This window comes from Streptococcus periodonticum (assembly GCF_003963555.1).
Classification (GTDB): Bacteria; Bacillota; Bacilli; order Lactobacillales; family Streptococcaceae; genus Streptococcus; species Streptococcus anginosus.
In genome coordinates, this window is sequence record NZ_CP034543.1 from 646909 (window position 1) to 668952 (window position 22044).

Annotated in this window: 17 protein-coding genes; 16 read left to right on the forward strand and 1 reads right to left on the reverse strand. The window is 34.4% G+C overall.

Annotation, left to right across the window (positions count from 1 at the left end):
• The first annotated feature begins 17 nt into the window (after positions 1-17).
• The 14 genes from EHW89_RS03150 to EHW89_RS03215 all read left to right on the forward strand — a co-directional run bounded on the left by EHW89_RS03150 (position 18) and on the right by EHW89_RS03215 (position 18144).
• Positions 18-1295, forward strand: coding sequence for a lipopolysaccharide biosynthesis protein (locus tag EHW89_RS03150; RefSeq protein WP_226997581.1), 1278 nt, complete (start codon positions 18-20; stop codon positions 1293-1295).
• 6 nt (positions 1296-1301) lie between these two features.
• Positions 1302-2294, forward strand: coding sequence for a glycosyltransferase family 8 protein (locus tag EHW89_RS03155; protein ID WP_117281174.1), 993 nt, complete (start codon positions 1302-1304; stop codon positions 2292-2294).
• A 35-nt stretch (positions 2295-2329) separates the two neighbouring features.
• Positions 2330-3046, forward strand: a complete 717-nt coding sequence (locus EHW89_RS03160) for a glycosyltransferase family 2 protein (RefSeq protein ID WP_162614535.1) — start codon at positions 2330-2332, stop codon at positions 3044-3046.
• Positions 3046-3405: a DUF2304 domain-containing protein gene (locus EHW89_RS03165; RefSeq protein WP_070815131.1), complete on the forward strand. Its 360-nt coding sequence runs from the start codon at positions 3046-3048 to the stop codon at positions 3403-3405. Before EHW89_RS03160 ends, EHW89_RS03165 begins: the two co-directional genes overlap by 1 nt.
• Entirely contained in the window at positions 3395-4174 is a 780-nt protein-coding gene (locus tag EHW89_RS03170) for a glycosyltransferase family 2 protein (RefSeq protein WP_070815130.1), read from the forward strand. The genes EHW89_RS03165 and EHW89_RS03170 overlap by 11 nt, the downstream gene beginning before the upstream one ends.
• 26 nt (positions 4175-4200) lie before the next feature.
• Positions 4201-7176, forward strand: a complete 2976-nt coding sequence (locus tag EHW89_RS03175) for a rhamnan synthesis F family protein (RefSeq protein WP_126466659.1) — start codon at positions 4201-4203, stop codon at positions 7174-7176.
• Entirely contained in the window at positions 7163-8470 is a 1308-nt protein-coding gene (locus tag EHW89_RS03180; RefSeq protein WP_126466660.1) for a DUF2142 domain-containing protein, read from the forward strand. The genes EHW89_RS03175 and EHW89_RS03180 overlap by 14 nt, the downstream gene beginning before the upstream one ends.
• A 3-nt stretch (positions 8471-8473) precedes the next feature.
• The gene (locus tag EHW89_RS03185; RefSeq protein WP_126466661.1) at positions 8474-9733 is read left to right on the forward strand and encodes a glycosyltransferase family 4 protein; all 1260 of its coding nucleotides are present in this window, start codon (positions 8474-8476) and stop codon (positions 9731-9733) included.
• Positions 9734-9905: 172 nt separating this feature from the next.
• Entirely contained in the window at positions 9906-11054 is a 1149-nt protein-coding gene (gene cps2T / locus EHW89_RS03190; RefSeq protein WP_126466662.1) for a beta 1-4 rhamnosyltransferase Cps2T, read from the forward strand.
• On the forward strand, positions 11051-11986 hold the full coding sequence (locus EHW89_RS03195) for a glycosyltransferase family 2 protein (RefSeq protein WP_126466663.1): 936 nt from the start codon (positions 11051-11053) through the stop codon (positions 11984-11986). The genes cps2T and EHW89_RS03195 overlap by 4 nt, the downstream gene beginning before the upstream one ends.
• A 2-nt stretch (positions 11987-11988) precedes the next feature.
• The gene (locus EHW89_RS03200) at positions 11989-12795 is read left to right on the forward strand and encodes an ABC transporter permease (RefSeq protein WP_070815124.1); all 807 of its coding nucleotides are present in this window, start codon (positions 11989-11991) and stop codon (positions 12793-12795) included.
• On the forward strand, positions 12795-13997 hold the full coding sequence (locus EHW89_RS03205) for an ABC transporter ATP-binding protein (RefSeq protein ID WP_126466664.1): 1203 nt from the start codon (positions 12795-12797) through the stop codon (positions 13995-13997). Before EHW89_RS03200 ends, EHW89_RS03205 begins: the two co-directional genes overlap by 1 nt.
• Positions 13998-14011: 14 nt before the next feature.
• Positions 14012-15679: a rhamnan synthesis F family protein gene (locus tag EHW89_RS03210; RefSeq protein ID WP_126466665.1), complete on the forward strand. Its 1668-nt coding sequence runs from the start codon at positions 14012-14014 to the stop codon at positions 15677-15679.
• Entirely contained in the window at positions 15679-18144 is a 2466-nt protein-coding gene (locus EHW89_RS03215; RefSeq protein WP_126468051.1) for an LTA synthase family protein, read from the forward strand. Before EHW89_RS03210 ends, EHW89_RS03215 begins: the two co-directional genes overlap by 1 nt.
• Before the next feature lie 369 nt (positions 18145-18513).
• Here the strand turns inward: EHW89_RS03215 and EHW89_RS03220 are convergent, their stop codons facing one another.
• On the reverse strand, positions 18514-19596 hold the full coding sequence (locus tag EHW89_RS03220) for a M24 family metallopeptidase (protein ID WP_126466666.1): 1083 nt from the start codon (positions 19594-19596) through the stop codon (positions 18514-18516).
• 264 nt (positions 19597-19860) lie between these two features.
• Here EHW89_RS03220 and ccpA point away from each other — a divergent pair, with 264 nt between their 5' ends.
• Both ccpA and EHW89_RS03230 read left to right on the forward strand, forming a co-directional pair.
• On the forward strand, positions 19861-20865 hold the full coding sequence (ccpA, locus tag EHW89_RS03225; RefSeq protein WP_126466667.1) for a catabolite control protein A: 1005 nt from the start codon (positions 19861-19863) through the stop codon (positions 20863-20865).
• Positions 20866-21044: 179 nt separating this feature from the next.
• Positions 21045-22043, forward strand: coding sequence for a glycosyltransferase family 4 protein (locus EHW89_RS03230; RefSeq protein WP_126466668.1), 999 nt, complete (start codon positions 21045-21047; stop codon positions 22041-22043).
• The last annotated feature ends 1 nt before the right edge of the window (position 22044 follow it).

Genomic DNA, 22044 nt, shown 5'->3' on the forward strand with positions numbered 1-22044 from the left:
CACTTGGAGAAGGAAGAATGTCCCAGAAATCAGAAATGTCAATGCCGTCGGTCAAAAGTAATTATATATGGAATATGTTGGGAACGGTTTCTTCCTCATTAATTTCGGTTGTTCTCCTTCTTTTGGCCTCCAGATTTCTCAGTTCAGGGGATTCTGATGTTTTTAGCATTGCTTATGCTCTGGGGCAGCAGTTTTTTGTCTTGGGATACTTTCAGGTTCGAAATCTGCAATCTACAGACATAAAGGAGAAGTATAGCTTTGCCTCTTATCACAACACCAGGATTTTTACAGTATTCTTAATGCTTGTCACCTCCCTCTTTTATGTGATTTGGCAGAGTTACGATATCTACAAGTCCAGCATTATCTTTTTGCTAGTCCTGTATCGAGCTCTCGATGCCTATTCGGATGTTTTTCAGGGATTTTTCCAGCAAAAGAATCGTTCTGACTTAGCAGGGAAAATTCAGTTTTATCGAAGCTGGCTTTGTATGCTGGTTTTTGCTCTTGTTTTACTGTTTACAAAGTCTCTATTGCTTGCTAGTTTGATGATTTGTTTTATCAACCTCGCTTTAACTCTTCCTTTAGATTTTGGTTACTACAGATACTATTTTCATGATGTGCCAATGATACCCTTCCTTTTTAAGGATAGAAGCAAGGTTGTCTCTATTTTGAAAAATAGTTTTCCTCTGTTTTTTAATGGATTTTTGCTAGCTTATATTTACAATGAGCCTAAAATTGCCATTGACCGATTGCTAACAAATGGGATTCTTCCAACTGGTATGCAGAGAGATTTCAATGTTCTCTTTATGCCGGTCTTCGTCTTGTCTCTTTTGTTCTTCATTCTGAGACCGTTGACCACCCAGCTCTCTATCTATTGGGGTGAAAAAAAGTATAGTTTTTTCTTCAAACAAGTGCGTCTTCTGTTTTTGGTTATGGTTGTTTTGGGACTTGTGATTGTTGTTTTGGGTTATCTGATAGGAACAGAGATATTGGGTGCTGTTTATGGTATTCAATTACAAATATATAAAGTTCCTTTTACCTTATTGTTAATAGGTGGAATTTTAAATGTTTTAGCCTTAGTAGTAGATATTATTATGACTATTTTTAGAAAACAGCATTATTTGATGATAGCCTATATGTTGACTTTTATTGTTTCAAAAGTTATTACATTTCCCTTTGTTCGCAATCAGAATCTCATAGGCGCAACAAACTCATTTTTAATCTCTATGATGATATTTTTTGTAACGAGTTTGACTATATATAAAATGACTAAAAATCACGAAAAAAGAAAGATGTAGGATTTTATGAATATCTTATTTACCTTAAATGATGCCTTTGTACCACAAGTTGCAACTTGTATGTGTTCTATTTTTGAAAATAATAAATCTGCTGATAGTATCAATATTTATCTTATTGGTGAAAAAATTAGTGAAAAAAATCAACAAGAATTATCAGCGTTTACAAATAAATACAAACGAAATGTTTATTTTATAGAGTTAGGTAATATAGAGGACTTACTTGATTTTGAATTTGATACGAATGGTTGGTCACCAATTGTACTTGCAAGATTATTTTTAGATAAACTTTTACCTAATGATGTCAACAGAGTATTATATTTAGATGGCGATACGATTGTTTTGAAAGATATTTCAAAATTTTATAGTACGGATTTGGAAGATAAAGTTTTGGGAATGTGCCCTGAGCCGACAGTTGACAAAACAAGAAAGAAATTTCTTAAACTAGGAGAATACCCATACCATAATTCAGGAGTCTTACTTATAGATTTAAACAAATGGCGAGAGAAGCAAATTGGTAAGCAAGTGATCGAGTTTTATCGTCAACATGATGGTAACTTGTTTGCTCCAGATCAAGATGCTCTAAATGGGTCTTTAAAATTGGAAATAAAAACATTGTCTTTGAACTTTAATTATTTTAACATTTATGATACGTATCCATATTATATACTTAAAAAATTAAGTTTCCCTACCGAATTTATTTCTAAATCAGAATTTGAGTCTATAAAAAAATCTCCTTCCATTATTCATTATCTTGGCGAAGAAAGACCTTGGCGGAAAGGTAACACTCATAAATGGAGAGGAGAATATCTTCATTATTTATCAACGACTCCTTGGAAAGATACACCAATGGAAGAAGGATGGCAACTGTATTTTATTTGTTTTAGAATATTTAATACCATCATGAGACCATTTCCAATGCTAAGATACAAGATTATTAATTCCTTGATTCCAAGTTTCATGAAGTATAGAAAAAAACAGCTACAGAAAAAGCAAAAATAGTGTAATGTCTTGATATAGAAAGAATCGAACAATTAATGAAAGTTTTAATGATTATTCCTGCTTATAATGAAGAGGAAAGTATTTTAAATACTGTTTTAAGCATTATAGAATATCGAAAAAAAGTTGATTTTGAATTAAATTATGTAGTCATCAATGACGGTTCAACAGATGCCACTAAAAAAATCTTAGAGAGCAATCATCTGAACGCAGTTCATTTAGTCATGAATCTGGGGATTGGTGGAGCTGTTCAAACAGGCTACAAATATGCGTTTGAAAATAATTATGATGTCGCAGTTCAGTTTGATGGTGATGGTCAGCATGATATTGCTTCACTAGCTTCGCTACTGGAGCCTATCCGCCAAGATCAGGCAGACCTAGTTGTTGGTTCGCGCTTTATTGGAGATAAAGCTTCCGAATTTCAGACCACTTTTATGCGTCGCTTCGGTATTACAATTATATCCGCTTTTATCAAACTAACGACTGGAAAACGTATATTAGATACCACTTCTGGCTACCGCTTGGCTAATAAAGAGATTATCCGACAATTTGCTACTCGTTATCCTGCCAAATATCCTGAGCCAGAATCAATTGTCCATATTTTGAAACGAAAATATAAAGTGATTGAAATGCCTGCTAATATGTTTGAGCGTTCTGGCGGTGTTTCTTCCATTACACCTGTCAAATCCATTCGATATATGATTGAAGTTTGTTCTTCTATCTTGATTGCTGCTTTTATGAAAGAGAGTGAATAATGTCAGTTTTATCTATTGCCATGCTTATTGCCTCTGTTTTGTTTTTATATTTTGTATTTAGAAATATAAATCAGAATAAAATCTTATTTGAACAAGCTTTTATGTGGATTGTAATTGGCTTTGTATTGATTATCATTTCAATTTTTGATTTTATTCCAGTTTATTTTGCTCAACTTTTAGGATTTGAATTGACTTCAAATTTTCTACTTTCTCTGGCAATTTTTTTCTTGCTAATCATTGTATTTCTCCATACTATTGCTATTTCTAAGCAGAAGGAGCAGATTAAACAACTAGTGCAAGAGTTGTCCATCACGAATCAAAAAATTTTTGAATTAGAGAGCGAAAAAGATGAAAAATAATCATACTTGGGTCATTTGCGCTTATGGTGAAAGTGAGTTTTTGGAAGCCTGTATTTTATCTCTGAAAGCTCAAACAGTAAAATCAAAGATTATCTGTTATAGTTCAACCCCTCTTGAGTCTATCAAGCTACTTTGCCAAAAATATGACCTTCCTTTTTATACTAAAGAAGGAGGAGGGATTGGGAAAGATTGGAATAATGCCCTCTCTTTTGTTGATACGCAGTTTGCGACCATTGCTCATCAAGATGACTATTATGAGCCAACTTATTTGGAAGCTATCTTACAAAAAATGGAGCACTCAAAAGATGTTCTCATTGCCTATACAGATTATTTTGAAGAAAAAAATGGTCTTAAAATTCCAGCTAATAAAAATCTCAAAATCAAGACGCTCATGCTTAAAACGTTGCGTATAATACCAACTAGCCATTTTTGGAGAAATAGAGTGCTGGCTTTCGGAAATCCTATCTCTTGTCCAGCTGTGACTTATAATTTGGAAAACTTGCATGGTTTTCGATTTGATGAAGAAATGCGTGTAAGTCTGGATTGGTATGCTTGGTATAAGATTAGTGAATACAAAGGACGATTTGTTTATATATCTGAGAAGCTTATGTGCCACCGGATTCATGAAGATTCTGAAACAACGAAGACCATTTCAGATAACACTAGGACGAAGGAAGACTTATTCATGTATCAGCTTTTTTGGCCTAAGTGGATTGCAAATGCGATAAATAAAGCATATATGAAGAGCCAAGATTCTAACTCAAACTAACCATAGGTGATTTACAAGGAAAGTATATGAAAGATTTAATATCTGTTGTTGTAACATGTTACAACCATGAAAACTATATAGAGCAGTGTTTGCGCAGTATCTTTGCGCAGACCTATAAAAATATAGAGTTACTTATATTAGATGACGGCTCTACAGATAAGTCAGCTCATATTATCCAAGAAACTCTAGTAGATTCTCCTTTTCCAACGCAGTTTGAAAGACATGAGAACATGGGAGTAGTCTATACGAGAAATAAGGCGTTGCAACAAATCAAGGGTGATTTTTTCTTGTTTGTGGATAGCGACAATTATCTGGATCAAGATTATATTGAAAAGTTGTACAAGACTTTGCAAGAGAAACAAGCAGATATTGCTTATACAAATCTCTTTGACCCAGAAAAAAATAGTTACTATTTGCAAGCGAGAGATTTCGAGTTAGTTAGCTTTTTGGCGTCTAATTACATTGATAATTGTTCCCTTATTCGTCGTACAGCAGCGACGGAGACTGAGTACGATGTTAATTTAAATCACCAAAAGTTAGAAGATTATGACTTTTTCCTCAATCTCATTATTAATAAGCATGCGAAAGCTGTTTACGAACCAAACTTAAAATTGAATTACCGTGTATTTGAAGAAAATTCTATTTCTAAAAGGAACTCCATTCGCTATCATTATGAGATATATTTACAAATTTTAAAAAAATATGTAGATAAACTTCCTCATGAAATTTACCAAGCTTTAGGTGAAAATATATTTTCTTTAGAAAAGCGGCTAGATAATTTGATTCAACATATGGAGGGTGTGACAGATTATGTTCATGAGTTAAAAGCTGACTTGGATTCGGCGAAGTCAGAAACCCAACAGTTTAAGGTTCAGTTGCGAGATGTCAAAAAACAAAGAGATGCTGCAATAAAGGAGCAATTCTATATTCGTCGTTCTGTTTCCTACCGTTTAGGAAATGCAATTATCACTCCGCTAAAATATATGGGGCAAATTATTCGGGATCCTAGAAAAATAAAAGGAATTCTCAGTCAGATTAAGCATCAGATTATTCGTATAAAAAGAAAGATTAAATCACCGAAAACCTATTACTATCAACTTTTGCGTAATTCTCAACGTAAACAAATTGCGCATGTAAGTGGGAAAAATGTATTGGTTTACGTTGTTTTTGAGTCTGAAGAACGTCTGCAACAATATAAAATACTCTTTTTAAAGAAATTGGCGGTTTTAGCTGATGAGGCCTTGATTGTAGTAAATGGCGACTTGGCTGCAGAAGATGTAAAAACATTGGAACAATATGGTCAAGTGTTAGTGAGGGATAATGTAGGTTATGATACTGCTGCCTTTCGTGAAGGTATTTTGGCTCTTGGGAAAGCCAAATTGCAGCAATGTTCTCGGTTAATGTTAGTGAATGATACCAATATTGGTCCAACGAGGGATTTTACAGAAGTATTTCAAGTTATGACTAAAAAAGAGCTTGATTTCTGGGGGATTTCTTACGGAGAAACTCAAGAAGATATTACAGGATTTAATAAGTACGGATATATTCCTGAACATTTGCAGTCGTATTTTCTTGTTATTGAGCCGTTGTTGTTACATTCAAATGCATTCTATGACTATTGGGAACAGCTGACAGATACAGACTCACGTGATGAAGCCATTGGTAAGCATGAAACGATTTTTACAAAGTATTTTGCAGACTTAGGCTATCGTTATGATGCACTGGTTCATGAAAATAGAGATTCTGCTATGTATATTCATCCCTTGAGAATGTTAGAAGCAGGCTGTCCACTAATTAAATACACTGCTTTGCGCAACTACGATGACCAGCAATTTCTATGGCAGGGTTTGGAAAGAGAATCTGAAATACCGGATTTGTTAGACTATATTCAAGAGAAGACGGATTATCCTATCAGTATTCTTGAAAACATTGTTCAAAAATTCAAAGCTATACCACGTGATCAATATATCTTAATCATTGACGGAGTGGAGAATATTATTCCGCAATGCACGCGTTATCGTGTCTTGAACAAGGCTGAGCAGCTTAGGGAAAATGGTTTTGCTGTTAAGGTAGCAAATGCATCCGAATTTAAACTCTCTCAGGCTCAGTACGCTAGTCATATCATTATTTATCGCGCTCCTTGGTCTATCCAATTGCAACTTCTATGCGATTTGGCTAAGAGCGAAAACAAACCAGTATATTTTGATATTGACGACTTAGTATTTGATACAATTTATACGGATCAGCTGAGCTATACACAAGGCTTGTCTGAAAAGGATAAAGGCAACTATGATGCTGGGGTCAGAAACTATGGAAAGATGTTAGCTTCTTGTGATGGAGCTATTACTTCAACTAATCAGTTGAAAGAAGAATTACTGCATTATCAAAATTCAGTTTTATTAAATCGTAATTTAGCTTCTAGTGAATTAATGGAAGTCAGTTCACACTTTATCAAGGATTATAACCAGCAGAGTAAAAAAGTTAAGATTGGTTATTTTTCAGGATCTATTAGCCATAATGAGAACTTTGAATTAATAAAATCAGCCGTTAAGGAGTTGCTTGAAAAATATCCATTTGTTGAGCTTCATATCGTTGGACACTTAGATATTCCGACAGATATGAAACCTTATGAGCAGCGGATTATCGTTCATGATTATGTTGATTGGAAGACTTTGCCACAGTTGATTAGTCAAGTGGATATTAATTTGGCTCCTTTGGTTGATTCTATATTCAATCGTGCAAAATCAGAAATTAAATGGATGGAAGCAGCACTGGTAAAAGTTCCGACAGTTGCAAGTCATATCGGTGCTTTTGCAGACATGGTGACAGATGGTCAGACTGGTCTTTTGGCTAAAGATAATGAATGGAAAGAAAAGTTAGAGAACTTGATTCTTTCAGCTGAACTACGGCAGAAACTGGCAGAAAATGCCTATCACTTTGTTTTAAAAAATTGCAGTTTAGATAATAAAGATGAAATGGTGACCTATTTTGAAAAGAACTAAAACAATAAAAGTTGAAACAATTTTCTTAGTGTTAGCAAGTATTTTTATTCTAACGTTTATGTTTGTACAGCCAATCAATCGTGTACCTGATGAAAGCAATCATGCTCGTATGACATGGGAAATTTTTCATAGACCAACGAGTAGGACCTACAAATGGATGGATAGACTTGATTCTACACCAGATGTCTCACCTAGAGAATACAAACAATTGTTTACTAAGAAAATTGATTTATCGAAAGAAGAATTCACTTTTGGTCTGAATTTTAAATCGCTTTCCTTTTTGCCTCAGTTAATTGGTGTGACTCTTGGCCGCTTCCTTTATCCATCTGTCGGTGTGATTATTATGATGGGACGCCTTTTTAATGCCTTAGCTTACATTATAGGTGTTTACTTCCTTATTAAGTATTTTAAATATGGCAAGAAAGCTCTACTTTTCTTATCTCTTTTACCCATTATGGTTCAGCAGGCAGCTTCTCTGTCTTATGATGTCATAAATTATTTGGAGATTATGTTAGCAATTGGCTTTTTCACCAATATTGCTTATCGAAAAAAGTTCACGGATAGGAACCTGCTTGAGTTTTTTATCATCTCAATTGGACTCTGCATCACTAAACCAAATAATCTGCTTTTACTAGGTCTCTTGCCTTTTATTGATTTTGAATTTGAAGGTTTCTTATCAGCTTTAAATAAGAGTTTTGCAGCAACAAAAGCTTTTATTGGTCGTTACCGCTATGCTTTTTATACATTTGGTTTTCTTGTCTTTTTCTTAGTCCTACATCTTGCTTTTCGTAGTCAAGGTGGATTAGTTCATTACAGTCAGGTTCTGCTTAATACTTTATTTAAACAACGTTTAAATGGTGATTTAAATACTATTTTGACAATTGGTATGTTTGGATTTTTGGGTAATTTCACTATCCAACTGCCACTTTGGTTGATTTTTATTGATATTGCTGTTCTTGTGATTATTTTCTTGCAATCCCAAAAAGATTTTATGAGCAAGGGATATACAGTCATCTCTAGATATCTTTTTCTAGTACAGGTTATTGTGGTTATTTCAATTATGTATCTACAATGGACTCCACTTGTTCTTGGGAAAAATGCATCAATATCGGTAGGAGCTCAAGGACGTTATTTTACACCTTTTCTCATTTTGTTATTGCCTACAATCGCAAATCTTGGTGTAGTTGAGATAAAGGAAGAAAGAGTAAATATAATGATGGTCGGTACCTTGATTGTTAACTTCTTGGTTTCCTTGTACTTAATGGTGCCATTCTATTGGAATTTATTAGGATAGATTATGAAAAAAAATATATTATTCATTTCCCCAACTGGGACACTTGATAATGGTGCAGAGATATCTATTGTTCATTTGATGGAATACTTAGTTCGAACTGGTAATACAGTCATCAATGCTATTCCAGATTATCATGTGACAATTCAGCAGGATTATATTGCAAAACTTGCTAAAAAGGGGATCGAAACTCTTGCCTTGCCGTCCGTCAAGTGGTGGTGGGAAGATGCGCCAGGTGGTTTGCCTGGCACGCATGAAGAAAGAGTGAAATCATACCAAGAAAATATCGTTGCACTTAGGAAAGTCATTGTAAATAAACAGATTGAACTGGTTATTACAAATACAGTTAATATGTTTCAGGGAGCAATAGCCGCTGCTTGTGAAAACACCCCACATTTTTGGCTAATCCATGAATTTCCAACTGGGGAATTTGGCTATTATAAAGAAAAACTAAACTTTATAGACGATTATTCACAAGAAATTTTTGCAGTAAGAGGAGCCTTGCAAAAGCAACTACAAGAATTACTTCCGAAAAGAAGTATTTTGTCCTTTGCTCCTTTTACGCAAATCACTCCTGTAGAAAAGGTAAGAGAAGCCGGAGAGAAGCGACGTATTATATCGGTTGGTCGATTGACAGAGAGAAAAAATCAGTTAGAATTAATCAAAGCTTATGCTAAGTTGCCTCAGCCGCGTCCAGAATTGGTTTTCATTGGTGCTTGGGATGAAGATTATAAGAAAAAATGTGAAGCCTATATAGTAGAAAAAGGCATTGAAAACATTCGATTTTTAGGTCATCGAGATGAACCTTGGGCAGAAGTTGGAGAAGCAGATCTTGCCATATTCCCGTCAGCTATGGAGACTTTCGGTTTAGTTTATATTGAGGCTATTATGAACGGCGTTCCAACCATTCTTTCAGATAATCTGGGTCATTTGTCTGCTTATGAAATTTTTGAAGAAGGACGACTTTATCCTTCAGGAGATGTGGTTGCTTTAACTGAACAGATTAAGCAAGCTTTAGAATCATTTGATCAATTAAAAACACAAGCCCTATCTAATTTGAAACGAATTAGAGAACTTTATACTGTTCAAGGAGTTTATCATGAGGTATTAGATAAGATAGAAACAGTTGTAGATACCAATAGTAATTCTCTGTATCATGTGAAGTTTTTACTTGATACAGATACTCCTATCCATCATTCAGGCTCTTTTGTTAAAAAAATAAAAAGAAAATTACACTCAATGATAAAAAGTTGGGTGATTCGTTAATAAATCTATTTTGTTTGGTATTAGGCATATATCACACCAAAAAGACTGATAAATCAGCATTCTAGCTCACGCTGTTTTCTGGTTTGTTTGTCTTTTTATTTGTTAGATTATACAAACCGTTTATAAAGTGATATAATAGGTTAGATTGCAAAATCTTGAATTGAGGGAAATCATGAAACATGTATTCATCATCGGAAGTCGTGGGCTTCCTGCTAAATATGGTGGGTTTGAAACCTTTGTTGAAAAATTAGTGGAGAACCGTGTATCTTCTCAAATCCAATACCATGTGGCTTGTTTATCAGATGATGAAGCCTATCATCATTTGGATTACAAAGGCGTAGATTGTTTTACGATTAAAGCACCAAAACTTGGTCCAGCTCGCGTTATTGCTTATGATATGATGGCAATTAACTATGCTTTGAAGTTAGTGAACAATCAAAAAATTGCTCAACCGATTTTCTATATTCTAGGAAATACAATCGGCGCTTTTATCGCACCTTTTGCTCGAAAAATTCACCATGTTGGTGGTATCTTTTATATCAATCCTGATGGACTTGAGTGGAAACGTGCCAAGTGGTCTAAGCCCGTTCAAAAGTACCTCAAATATTCTGAGAAAGTGATGACTAAACATGCCGATTTGGTGATTTCGGACAATCAAGGAATTGAAAGTTATATCCAGAAAGCTTATCCGTGGGCTAAAACCACTTTTATTGCCTATGGGACCGATTTGCGTTTGTCATCTTTAACTGCTCAGGATGAAAAAGTCCGACACTTTTTTGGCACGTGGGCAAGTAAGGAAAAAGGTTATTATTTGATTGTTGGGCGTTTTGTTCCAGAAAATAACTATGAAATCATCATTCGCGAGTTTATGAAGTCACAGACGCAACGAGACTTGCTGATTGTCTGCAATCATCAAGGCAATGCTTATTTTGAAGAACTACGACAAAAAACAAATTTTGACCGAGATGAGCGGATTAAGTTTGTCGGTACTGTTTATGATCAAGATTTATTGAAGTATATTCGCAATCAAGCATTTGCTTATATTCATGGTCATGAGGTCGGCGGCACCAATCCTGGTCTCTTAGAAGCCTTAGCTCAGACAGATTTGAATTTGGTCTTGGGTGTGGACTTTAACCGACAAGTGGCAAAAGAAACAGCTCTTTACTGGGATAAGAAAGAAAACAGCCTAGTTGATTTCATTCATCAGGTAGATAAACAGTCCGACTTTTCAGATCTAGGTCAAGCTGCGAAAGAAAACATGAAAGAACACTACACTTGGGAAAAAATTGTGGGTGAATACGAGGAATTATTTTTATCATGAAAGTGACTATTCTCATGTCCACCTACAATGGTGAACGGTTTTTAGCAGAACAAATTGAAAGTATTCGGCAGCAGACCTATACAGACTGGCAGCTGTTAATCCGAGATGATGGTTCTAAAGACAGGACGCGTGAGATTATTCAAGATTTTTGTCAAAAAGATAATCGCATTTATTTTGTGAGTTCTGATAGCGTTGAAAATCTTGGTGTTATCAAAAGTTTCTTTTATCTTTTGAAATATCAAGAGTCAGATGTTTACTTTTTTAGCGATCAAGATGATGTCTGGCTGCCTGAGAAAGTAGAAATGCAGTTAGAAGAAGCGATTAAACACGATACCAGTCAGCCTTTGCTGGTTTACACGGATTTAAAAGTTGTAGATCAAGAGTTAAATGTCGTACATGAAAGTATGATTCGTACACAGTCTGACCATGCAAACACGGAACTGCTCCAAGAATTAACAGAAAATACTGTTACAGGCGGTGTTTCGATGATTAACCAAGCTCTGGCTGACTTATGGACAGGTCAAGAAGTTCATGACCTTCTCATGCATGACTGGTATTTGGCTTTGTTGGCAGCAACTTTTGGTCATTTAGTCTATATAGACCAACCAAGTGAATTGTATCGGCAACATTCCAATAATGTTTTAGGTGCAAGAACCCTCAGAAAAAGAATGCAGAATTGGATTCGCCCGCATATTCTCTTCGCAAAATATTGGAAATTGATTCAAGATAGCCAAGAACAAGCAAGGAATTTATTGGCCTTGCCTCTGACTGCTCAAAATAAAGAACTGATAGAAAATTTTGTGACAATTATGGAAGTCCCGTTTATGGAGCGCTTGCATCGTCTTCAAAAATATGGCTATCGAAAGAATCGCGCCTTCCACACTTTTGTTTTTACAACACTCATTCTTACAAAATTTGCTTATAAGGAGTAATGATGGACTTATTTAGTCGAAAAAATATGATTCTCTTACGCGAGATGATTAAAACAGATTTTAAATTACGGTATCAAGGAAGCTTGATTGGGCATTTATGGTCCATTTTAAAGCCCTTTATGTTATTTACTATTATGTATCTAGTATTTGTACGCTTTTTAAAATTTGATGATGGAACGCCTCATTATGCGGTAGGTTTGTTGCTGGGAATGGTAACGTGGAGTTTCTTTACAGAAGCGACTAATATGGGAATGATGTCCATTGTTTCGCGTGGAGATTTACTGAGAAAGTTGAATTTTTCAAAGTCGATTATTGTTTTTTCAGCCATTGCAGGTGCAGCTATTAACTATGCCATTAATCTTTTAGTTGTTTTTGTATTTGCTTTGATTAATGGCGTCTCTATTAATGTGGGGTGGCTGGTTATTATTCCTTTATTTATTGAATTGATTTTACTAGCTACAGGAGTTGCATTGCTTTTGTCGGCTTTATTTGTTAAGTATCGTGACATTGGACCAATTTGGGAAGTTGTCTTACAAGCTGGTATGTATGCTACACCTATTATTTATTCTTTAACATTTATTCTTCAGCGCGGACAAATAACCATCGCTAAAGTGATGATGCTTAATCCTTTGGCACAAATTATTCAAGATTTGCGTCACTATATTGTTTTTTCAGGAAGCATGAGAGGCTGGGATTTGATTAACAATCGCTTGCTTGCATCTTTTCCTTATCTATTACCCGTTTTGATTTTTGGATTTGGACTGTATATTTTTAATAAGAATGCTAAGAGATTTGCGGAGATTTTATAATGTCGAATGATATTGCAGTAAAAATTGATCATGTAAGTAAATTTTTTCGTTTACCAACCGAGGCGACTCAAAGTTTAAGAACTAGCTTGGTCAATCGATTTAAAGGAATTAAAGGTTACAAAGAACAACATGTATTAAAAGACATCTCCTTTGAGGTTGAAAAGGGTGATTTCTTTGGAATTGTTGGCCGAAACGGTTCTGGTAAGTCAACACTTCTTAAAATCATTTCAGAGATTTATGTTCCTGAGAAAGGAACTGTCACTATTGATGGAAAACTAGTTTCTTTCATTGAGCTGGGAGTAGGCTTCAATCCTGAACTGACTGGTAGGGAAAATGTCTATATGAATGGTGCTATGCTTGGATTTTCTACTGAAGAAGTAGATGCTATGTATGAAGAAATTGTTGAATTTGCAGAATTAAGTGAATTTATGAATCAAAAGCTAAAAAATTATTCCAGCGGTATGCAAGTTCGTTTAGCATTTTCAGTTGCTATCAAAGCTCAGGGAGATATTCTCATCCTTGACGAAGTGTTAGCTGTTGGGGATGAAGCTTTTCAACGTAAGTGTAACGATTACTTTATGGAACGCAAAAAGTCTGGAAAAACAACAATTCTAGTAACACATGATATGAATGCAGTAAAAAAATATTGCAATAAAGCTGTTTTAATAGAAGATGGTCTCATCAAAGTAGTTGGCGCGCCTGATGATGTTGCTAATCAATATAGCCTAGATAATGCGAGCCAAAAAAAAGCTTTGAACGATGATTTTACTGCAGAACATGAAGCGGTTTCTGAGTTAAAAGTCAATCTTTTGAGTCCTGCACAGATTACGCCTCATCAAGAAATCAAATTTGAAATTTCTTATCAAGTTAATCAGGCTATTCCAACTTATATCGCTTTTTCCTTGACTGATATTGATCGAAATATTTGGATTTACAACGATAATTCTTTTGATGATATGACAGAAGGGATGGGTGAAAAGAAATTTTTGTATACATGTTCTCTTGCTGAAGTTAATGATATCAAGCTTAAATTGCAAGTTTCTGTTCGGGATCAGCATGATCAAATCGTTGCTTTTGCGGATTCCAAGAATACTCCCATTATTTTGGTTAACCGTAAAGACATAGCGGATGATGATGTATCGGCTAAAGATTCTGCAACAGGTTTGATTCAGCGAAATGGAACTTGGAAAATTTCACAATAGAGCAGGGTGATTCTATGGAACGAATGCTACTTTATACTCATTTTAATAAATTAAATCAAGTGAGTGACCATATATTTTATCAATTAACACAATTAAAACCTTTATTTTCTACAATTATCTTTATTTCAAATAGCCCATTAAAAAAAGATGATAAAACGAAACTGCAAAAAGAATTGGATATTGAGATAGTGATTGAACGGAACAATATAGGTTTTGACTTTGCAGCTTGGCGTGATGGAATGCAATACATTGGTTTTGACAAAATAAAAGACTATGATTCACTAACTATTATGAATGATACTTGTTTTGGACCATTATGGGATTTGCGAAAAATCTATGAAGATGCTGAAAAAAATAAAGCAGTTGATTTTTGGGGAATGACCAATTTCCGTAAAACAAAATATTTTAAAGAGCATTTACAAAGTTATTTTGTATCGTTTAAACAATCCATGTTAAAATCAGAAGTTTTCCAAAAATTTTGGTCGCAAATAAAAGATTTTACAGATGTTCAAAGTGTTATAAATCAATATGAAACGCAGTTTACAGCTTATTTTCAAAAGAAAGGTTTTAACTATCAAGCTTTTTATGATACTTGTAAAGAAGAAGTAGAAGAGTTGTTGCATCCTGATTTTTCCTATTATAAGCCACAAACTATTCTTGAAAAAAAAGTTCCTTTTTTAAAAGTAAAAGCTATTGATGGCAATCCCTTTTTAGCTAGTTCTCTTTTGGAGATAATTAAAAGAGAGTCGTCTTATCCCATCTCTTTGATTAAAATGCATATGTTTGAATATTTTTCCCCAGATGCGCCCTATCTTTTACAAGGAAAAATTCTTGCTCAGCACAATGAAGTTACTTCGGCACATAAAGATGTTGTATTGCATATTCATGTTACAAATTTATCAATATTTGAACAGTGGATGAATAAAATAGTTGTTCAATTTCCTCAATTTGAGTATTTGATGACAACGTCTGATATAAAAATATTTGAGTATTTGAATTCTTATTTAAAAGACTCTTCTATTAAGAATCAGATACGGTTGACTCAAGAGCAACATCCATTATTAGCTATGTTTGCTCAAGCGGAAAGATTAAAAACATACAAATATATTGGACATTTGTCTACTCATACTTTGATTCCTGAAGTAGCTGGTTTAGACCAATGGATGCGGGATGATTTAGTTAACATGATAACTGAGAATATGAACTATAGTATCAATGCTTTGGAACATTGTTCTAATTTAGGGCTTGTTATACCTGATCTTCCGAGTGTGGTTAGAAATGGTTTATTTTATCAGAAACCTCTTAAAGAGGATATGGAAAAACTATGGAAATTATTGTCCTGTCGAAAATCTTTTAAGTTTACTGATGCAGTAACTCTGACAAGAGTTTACGGTGGGTGGATGTGGTTTAAGTATGAGGCTGTAGAATCCCTATTTAAAACTAGTTTCAAAACCTTCAGTAGCTATTCTCTTCAAGAGCAATCAACTATTTTAGAAAATTTACTTGTTTATGTAGCTTGGGACAAGAGTTATGATTTTCAAATTATCCCTTTATCACAGTCTTTTCCATCTCTTTTAGACTTGCAAAGACTGGATTATCAGTTAATGAAACAGCAAGAACAGTTAATACACAAAAAAAGTTTTACAAAACGACTTGCAAGATTCTTTGGTAAGGAAGTATGATGAAATTTTTACGAAAAAATTATGAGCAAATTAGTTTTATTCTAATTAGCTTTTTAATGCTTGATGTGTCCATTGTTAATCTTAGTATGGCATTGAATAGTCATGTTGATTTAACTACTTATCCTTTTTTATGGATTGAGATTCTATTATCTACCTTTTTCTTATTTGGTATCAGTTTCCTAATTTCTAACTTATCATATAAAAAGCTTACAACATGGTATGTTATTATATATGGTTTATACACTATTTTTTCTTATTTACTTGAGGTGACTAGAAATGTCAATAATCCTTCATTTAAATTTGAAAAAATTTTTCAAAATCATTTTTTACAACTGTATTTTTTACCAGTTTTATTAGTGATATCTATCATGGTTGTTCTTTATAAAACAATTCCAAAGTTGGATAAACTATCTTTATTTAAAGGATTACACATTGATAAAAGTGATTCAAGTGGAATGGAGAATCTTCTTTTATCACAATTGTTATTATCCCTTGTGTTTTCTGATAATAAATTTTTAAGTGTATTAACAAAAACAGAATTTTTGAGTAGATTTTATGAAAAAAAGCTCCAAATCAATGAACTGTTCGTATTTTCTCTCACTAGTCTAGTATTTTTAATATTTGTGTTTGGCTCTGTATTAAGTCTTTTAGTAGTCCAAGGAATGAAAGATCTTAGTGAGAATAAAAATAGTTTTTCGGTTGCTACTTTATTTAGTGCAATATTTGCTGTAGTATTCAACTACACAATCCAAAATAGTATTCGAGCAGATATATCAGTTTTAGATTTACGTTTATTTGCAGGGGCTAGTCTCTTTCAAATTAGTATCTTTTTTATAACTTTCATTTGGCTATATGCAGTTTTTAATAGTTTCCTCTTACCAACTATACTAATTTTAGTAGTGGGAATAGGAAGTTCCATTGCTAGTGCTTTAAAATTTCAATATCGTCAAGAACCCATTTTGCCAAGTGATATCGTTTGGTTGCGAAATCCAAAAACATTGCTTGATTTTATTGGTGGAAATTATATTATTTATATTTTGTTAATTTTTTTACTAATAGCCTCTCTTTATTGGTCTTTGAGAAAAAAGATTTTACCAAACAAAACAGTTCCAAATATAAAATATCGAATGATTTTGCTTGTATTACCAACTGTCTTTTTCTTTGGTATTTTACAAGTGTTCTCTTCTAAAAAGGATGGGAAAATTGCTGATAATATTCCAGTAATGTCCATTTTAAATAATTATCATGATTTAACTTGGTTTGGAAACACTGTCAATTCACAGATGCGCTCTGTATCTTTTGTGTGGTTTTCACAGATGTCAGATACGACTATGACTCAACCGAAAAAATATTCCAAGGAAACCATTAAGAATTTGGAAAATAAATATAAACGTATCGCGGCTAACTACAATCAATCCAGAACGGAAAAAATTGAAAATCAAACGGTTATTTATCTTTTGAGTGAAAGCTTTTCTGATCCTGCCCGTGTAGAAGGAGTTACTATGTCAGAAAATCCAATTCCAAATATTCAAGAAATCAAAAACAAATCAACAAGTGGTTTAATGAAATCAGATGGATATGGTGGTGGTACTGCCAATATGGAATTTCAGACATTAACGGGGCTTCCTTTCTATAATCTTTCTCCTTCTATTTCAGTCATCTACACAGAAGTAGTGCCGGGAATGAACAAGTTTCCATCAATTAGTGATTTTTATAGCCGTAAGAACCGTACCGTTATTCACTTAGCTTCACCAAGCAATTATTCCAGAAATATTATTTACAATGACTTAGGGTTTAATAAATTTATTCATTATGGGACTAAGGGACTAAAAGGTGATCAGATTGGTGGGAATTATAGTGATAAAACAACATATAACCAGATTTTAAATAATTTGAAGGAAAATCAAAATCAATTCTTTTCGGTTATGACGATGCAAAATCATATGCCTTGGACAGAGCCGAATCCCGTGAATATCTCTGCCGACTATACTGTTTTTTCAGATGCAGATAACCAAACTTTATCCAACTATGTGAGGATGTTATATCACACAGATGTAGCCACAAAGGATTTTCTTAATCAACTTTCAAAAATAAATAAAAAAATTACAGTTGTTTTTTATGGAGATCATTTACCAGGGCTTTATCCACAGTCGGCTTTCAAAAATAATCCAGATAGCCAATATTTGACTGACTATTTTGTGTGGAGTAATTATGAGACGCCTAAATTGGACTATCCGATTGTAAATTCAAGTGACTTCACAGCTCTATTATTAGAACAAACCAATTCAAAAGTGTCACCTTATTATGCTTTATTAACAGAAGTTTTACACAAAGCAAGTGTTGATAAAAAAGATTTGGATGAGGAGGGGCGGCACATTGCAGAAGACCTGAAACTTGTTCAATATGATATGGTGGCGGGTAAGGGCTATTTGTCAAAAGATTTTTTTAAAGTACATAGTGAGTAAAAAGCTATAATAAGTAGCTCTACAAATCTCTATAGTTGGCTAAAAATTCAACTATGGAGTTTTTTCTTATGAAATGAGTTATGAATAGAATATAACAATATGTAAAATTGATTTTGTCATTATTTTTTGTCGAAAAGAATTCTTCATCTTTTTATGACATGAAAAGAAATTGGCATCAAGAACAATAAAATTTTCTTTGGTATGTTAAAAGTTAAGATGCTTTATAGATTTGAAAACAGATTTAATTACTAAACGAGTTAATTAGTTAATTCGATGATTACAACAAAGTTAGAGTTCAAAATAAAAAGAACCAAAACCAATACAGGCTTCAGTCCTTAAATCAACTATTTTAGCATCTTTTTCAGTATTTTAATCAAAATAGAGTAAATCTTTGCTTGTACTTGTAAAGACTTCAAAGCCATTTTTTGTGACATGACCGCAGTCTTCGATACGAACACCAACTTTTCCTGGAATATAAATTCCAGGCTCAACAGAGAAGCACATACCTTCTTCGATAACCATATCGTTTCCTTCCATGATAGATGGAAATTCATGTACGCTCATACCGATACCATGTCCCAGACGATGATTGAAATATTCACCATAACCGGCTTTTTCGATGACTTCGCGTGCTGCGCGGTCTACTTCATGAGCTGTTACTCCGGGTTTGATGAAGTCAAGAGCTGCCCGTTGAGCTTCAAGCGTTAGATTGTAAATGTCTTTTTTAAACTGATCTGGTTTTCCAACAGCAACTGTCCGTGTCATATCGCTGGCATAACCATTGACCATACAGCCAAGGTCAAATAGAAGCAGGGCATTGTTTTCGACTTTGTTTGCACCCGGAATGCCGTGCGGATTAGCAGCATTATCACCTGTCAAAACCATAGTCTCAAAGCTCATCTCATAGCCGAGTTGTTTGATACCAAAGTCAATTTGAGCAATAATATCTGTTTCTGTTTTATCGAGAGAAATAGTCTCAAAACCAATCTTAACAGCCTTATCTGCATATTCTCCAGCAACAAACATTTTCTTAATTTCATCGGATGATTTGATGAGACGCATACGATTGATACAAGGTGTTAAGTTTGTAAATTCAGCTTGTTCAAAAATAGTACGCAATCCATTGTATTTGGTCAAAATCAAGTTATCAAACTCAACAGCAACTTTGTGGGCGCTGTCCGCTGGCAAGGCTGCTTTGATTTTTTCCCAAGGATTTTCAGAATCAACATAGCCCACAACCTTAAAATCAACAATCGCACTAGCGCGATCTACTTCAAGAGCTGGGACAAAGAGTAGTGGTTCATGATTTGTGAAAATAAAAAGAAACATCTGGCGTTCATGAGGGTCGCTATAAAATCCTGTTAAATAATTAATCGTGACAGGATCAGAAACCACGGCAACATCTGTTTTCTCTGTTTCTAGATAAGAAATAATTTGATTTATTTTGGTCATTCTATTACCTTCTTTCTACTCCTCTATTTTTGCAAAAAAATAAGTAAAAATCAAGAGGACAGTAAGAACTTTTTTGTCGCTTCAAAAATTTCACAGATTGGGTAGATTTTTCTTGTAAAATCATTGATAAAATTGCTAGAAATTTACCTAAAGAACAAGATTTTTCAAAAAGTTATCAAAATGCTTGAAAGTGTTTCCAATAAGTGATAAAATGAGTTTGGTAGGAATGTGAAAACGATATTTTCAATATAGAAAGGAAGAAGCATGAACACAGACGATACAGTAACCATTTATGATGTCGCGCGTGAAGCGGGAGTTTCAATGGCAACCGTTAGCCGTGTGGTAAATGGAAATAAAAATGTAAAGGAAAATACAAGAAAAAAAGTTTTGGAAGTGATTGACCGCTTGGATTACCGTCCAAATGCAGTGGCGCGTGGTCTTGCTAGCAAAAAGACGACGACTGTTGGAGTTGTCATTCCAAATATCACAAGCAGTTATTTTGCAACGCTTGCAAAAGGAATTGATGATATCGCAGAGATGTACAAATATAATATTGTCTTAGCCAATAGTGATGAAGATGATGACAAAGAAGTTTCTGTTGTTAATACGCTGTTCTCAAAACAAGTAGATGGTATCATTTTTATGGGCTATCATTTAACAGAAAAGATTCGCTCCGAGTTTTCTCGTTCGCGGACGCCAGTTGTGCTTGCAGGCACAGTTGATGTGGATCATCAATTACCAAGTGTGAATATTGACTATAAGCAAGCGACCATGGATGCAGTTGAACGTCTTACGAAAAATAATCAAAAAATTGCTTTTGTAAGCGGACCTTTGGTGGATGATATCAATGGTAAGATTCGTTTAGCTGGTTACAAAGAAGCTTTGAAGAAAGCTAAACTTACTTATAGTGAAGGATTGGTTTTTGAGTCAAAATACAGCTATGATGATGGTTATCAATTAGCAGAACGGGTCATTGCTTCTAAAGCTACAGCAGCTTTTGTGACTGGTGATGAGCTGGCGGCTGGGCTGTTGAATGGTTTATCTGATAAGGATGTAAATATACCAGAAGATTTTGAAATCATCACTAGCGATGATTCGCAGGTAGCACGCTTTACTCGTCCAAATTTGACAACTATTGGTCAGCCTTTGTATGACCTCGGTGCGATTAGTATGCGCATGTTGACTAAGATTATGCACAAGGAAGAGCTAGAAGAACGCGAAGTGGTATTAGCTCATGGTCTTATTGAGCGCCGTTCAACAAGAAAGTAAGTAGAGTTAGACAGAACTTGAAATTTTCAATTTTAAGTTCGTTGTCCAATCGTTTTGCTACTCGTTTATTATAAGAGTAGTTTATGTCTGAGATGTTATTGTCCCAGACATTTTTGTTTTCAAGAGGCTTTATATCTTTGTGGTTTTATTTTTTCTATCTTTTGGGTATAATAGAAGACATGAAAGTATTACTTTATTTAGAAGGCAAGGCAGTTTTGGAAAAGTCAGGTATTGGACGAGCTTTGCAGCATCAGATGAAAGCACTGGACTTGGCTGGGATTCCATACACGACAGATCCTTCAGGAGATTATGATGTAGTGCATATCAATACCTATGGACCTAGGAGTTTGCGACTTTTGCACAAAGCAAAAAAGCAAGGAAAAAAAGTGATTATGCATGGGCATTCAACGAAGGAAGATTTTCGCAATTCGTTTATTGGGTCAAATCTTTTTGCTTCTGCTTTTGGGAAATATCTAGCTCACATGTACCAAATGGCGGATTTTATCATTACACCGTCTGAATACTCCAAAAAGTTGATTCAGGGCTATGGTGTGACAACACCAATTGTGGCTGTTTCTAATGGGATTGACCTTCATAAATATCAAAAAGATCTACATAAAGAAGAAGTGTTTAGAAAACATTTTCATATCCAAGAAGGAGACAAGGTTGTTGTCGGTGCGGGACTTTATTTTAGACGCAAGGGAATAGAAGACTTTGTAGAAGTAGCACGCAGAATGCCAGATGTCCGCTTTATTTGGTTGGGCAGTATTAACAAATGGATCATTCCACGGAAAATCAGAAATCTTGTGCTTTTTAATCATCCTAAAAATGTTGAATTCCCGGGTTATTTTAAAGGTGCCGTTTTTGAAGGAGCTATGAGTGGTAGCAGTCTTTTCTTTTTCCCAAGTTATGAGGAGACAGAAGGGATTGTAGTGCTAGAGGCGTTGGCTAGTCATCAACATGTCGTTTTACGGGATATTCCTGTATATGAGGGCTGGATTGATGAGCAATCGGCTGAATTGGGGCATAATGTAGATGAATTTGTAGACTCTATCCAAAAGATTTTGGATGGTAAAGTAGATAAGCGAGAAGCTGGCTATAAGGTGGCGCAGAGTCGTTCAATTGATGATGTGGCTTATAAACTTGTGGATGCTTATCAAGAAGTATTGGAGATGTAGC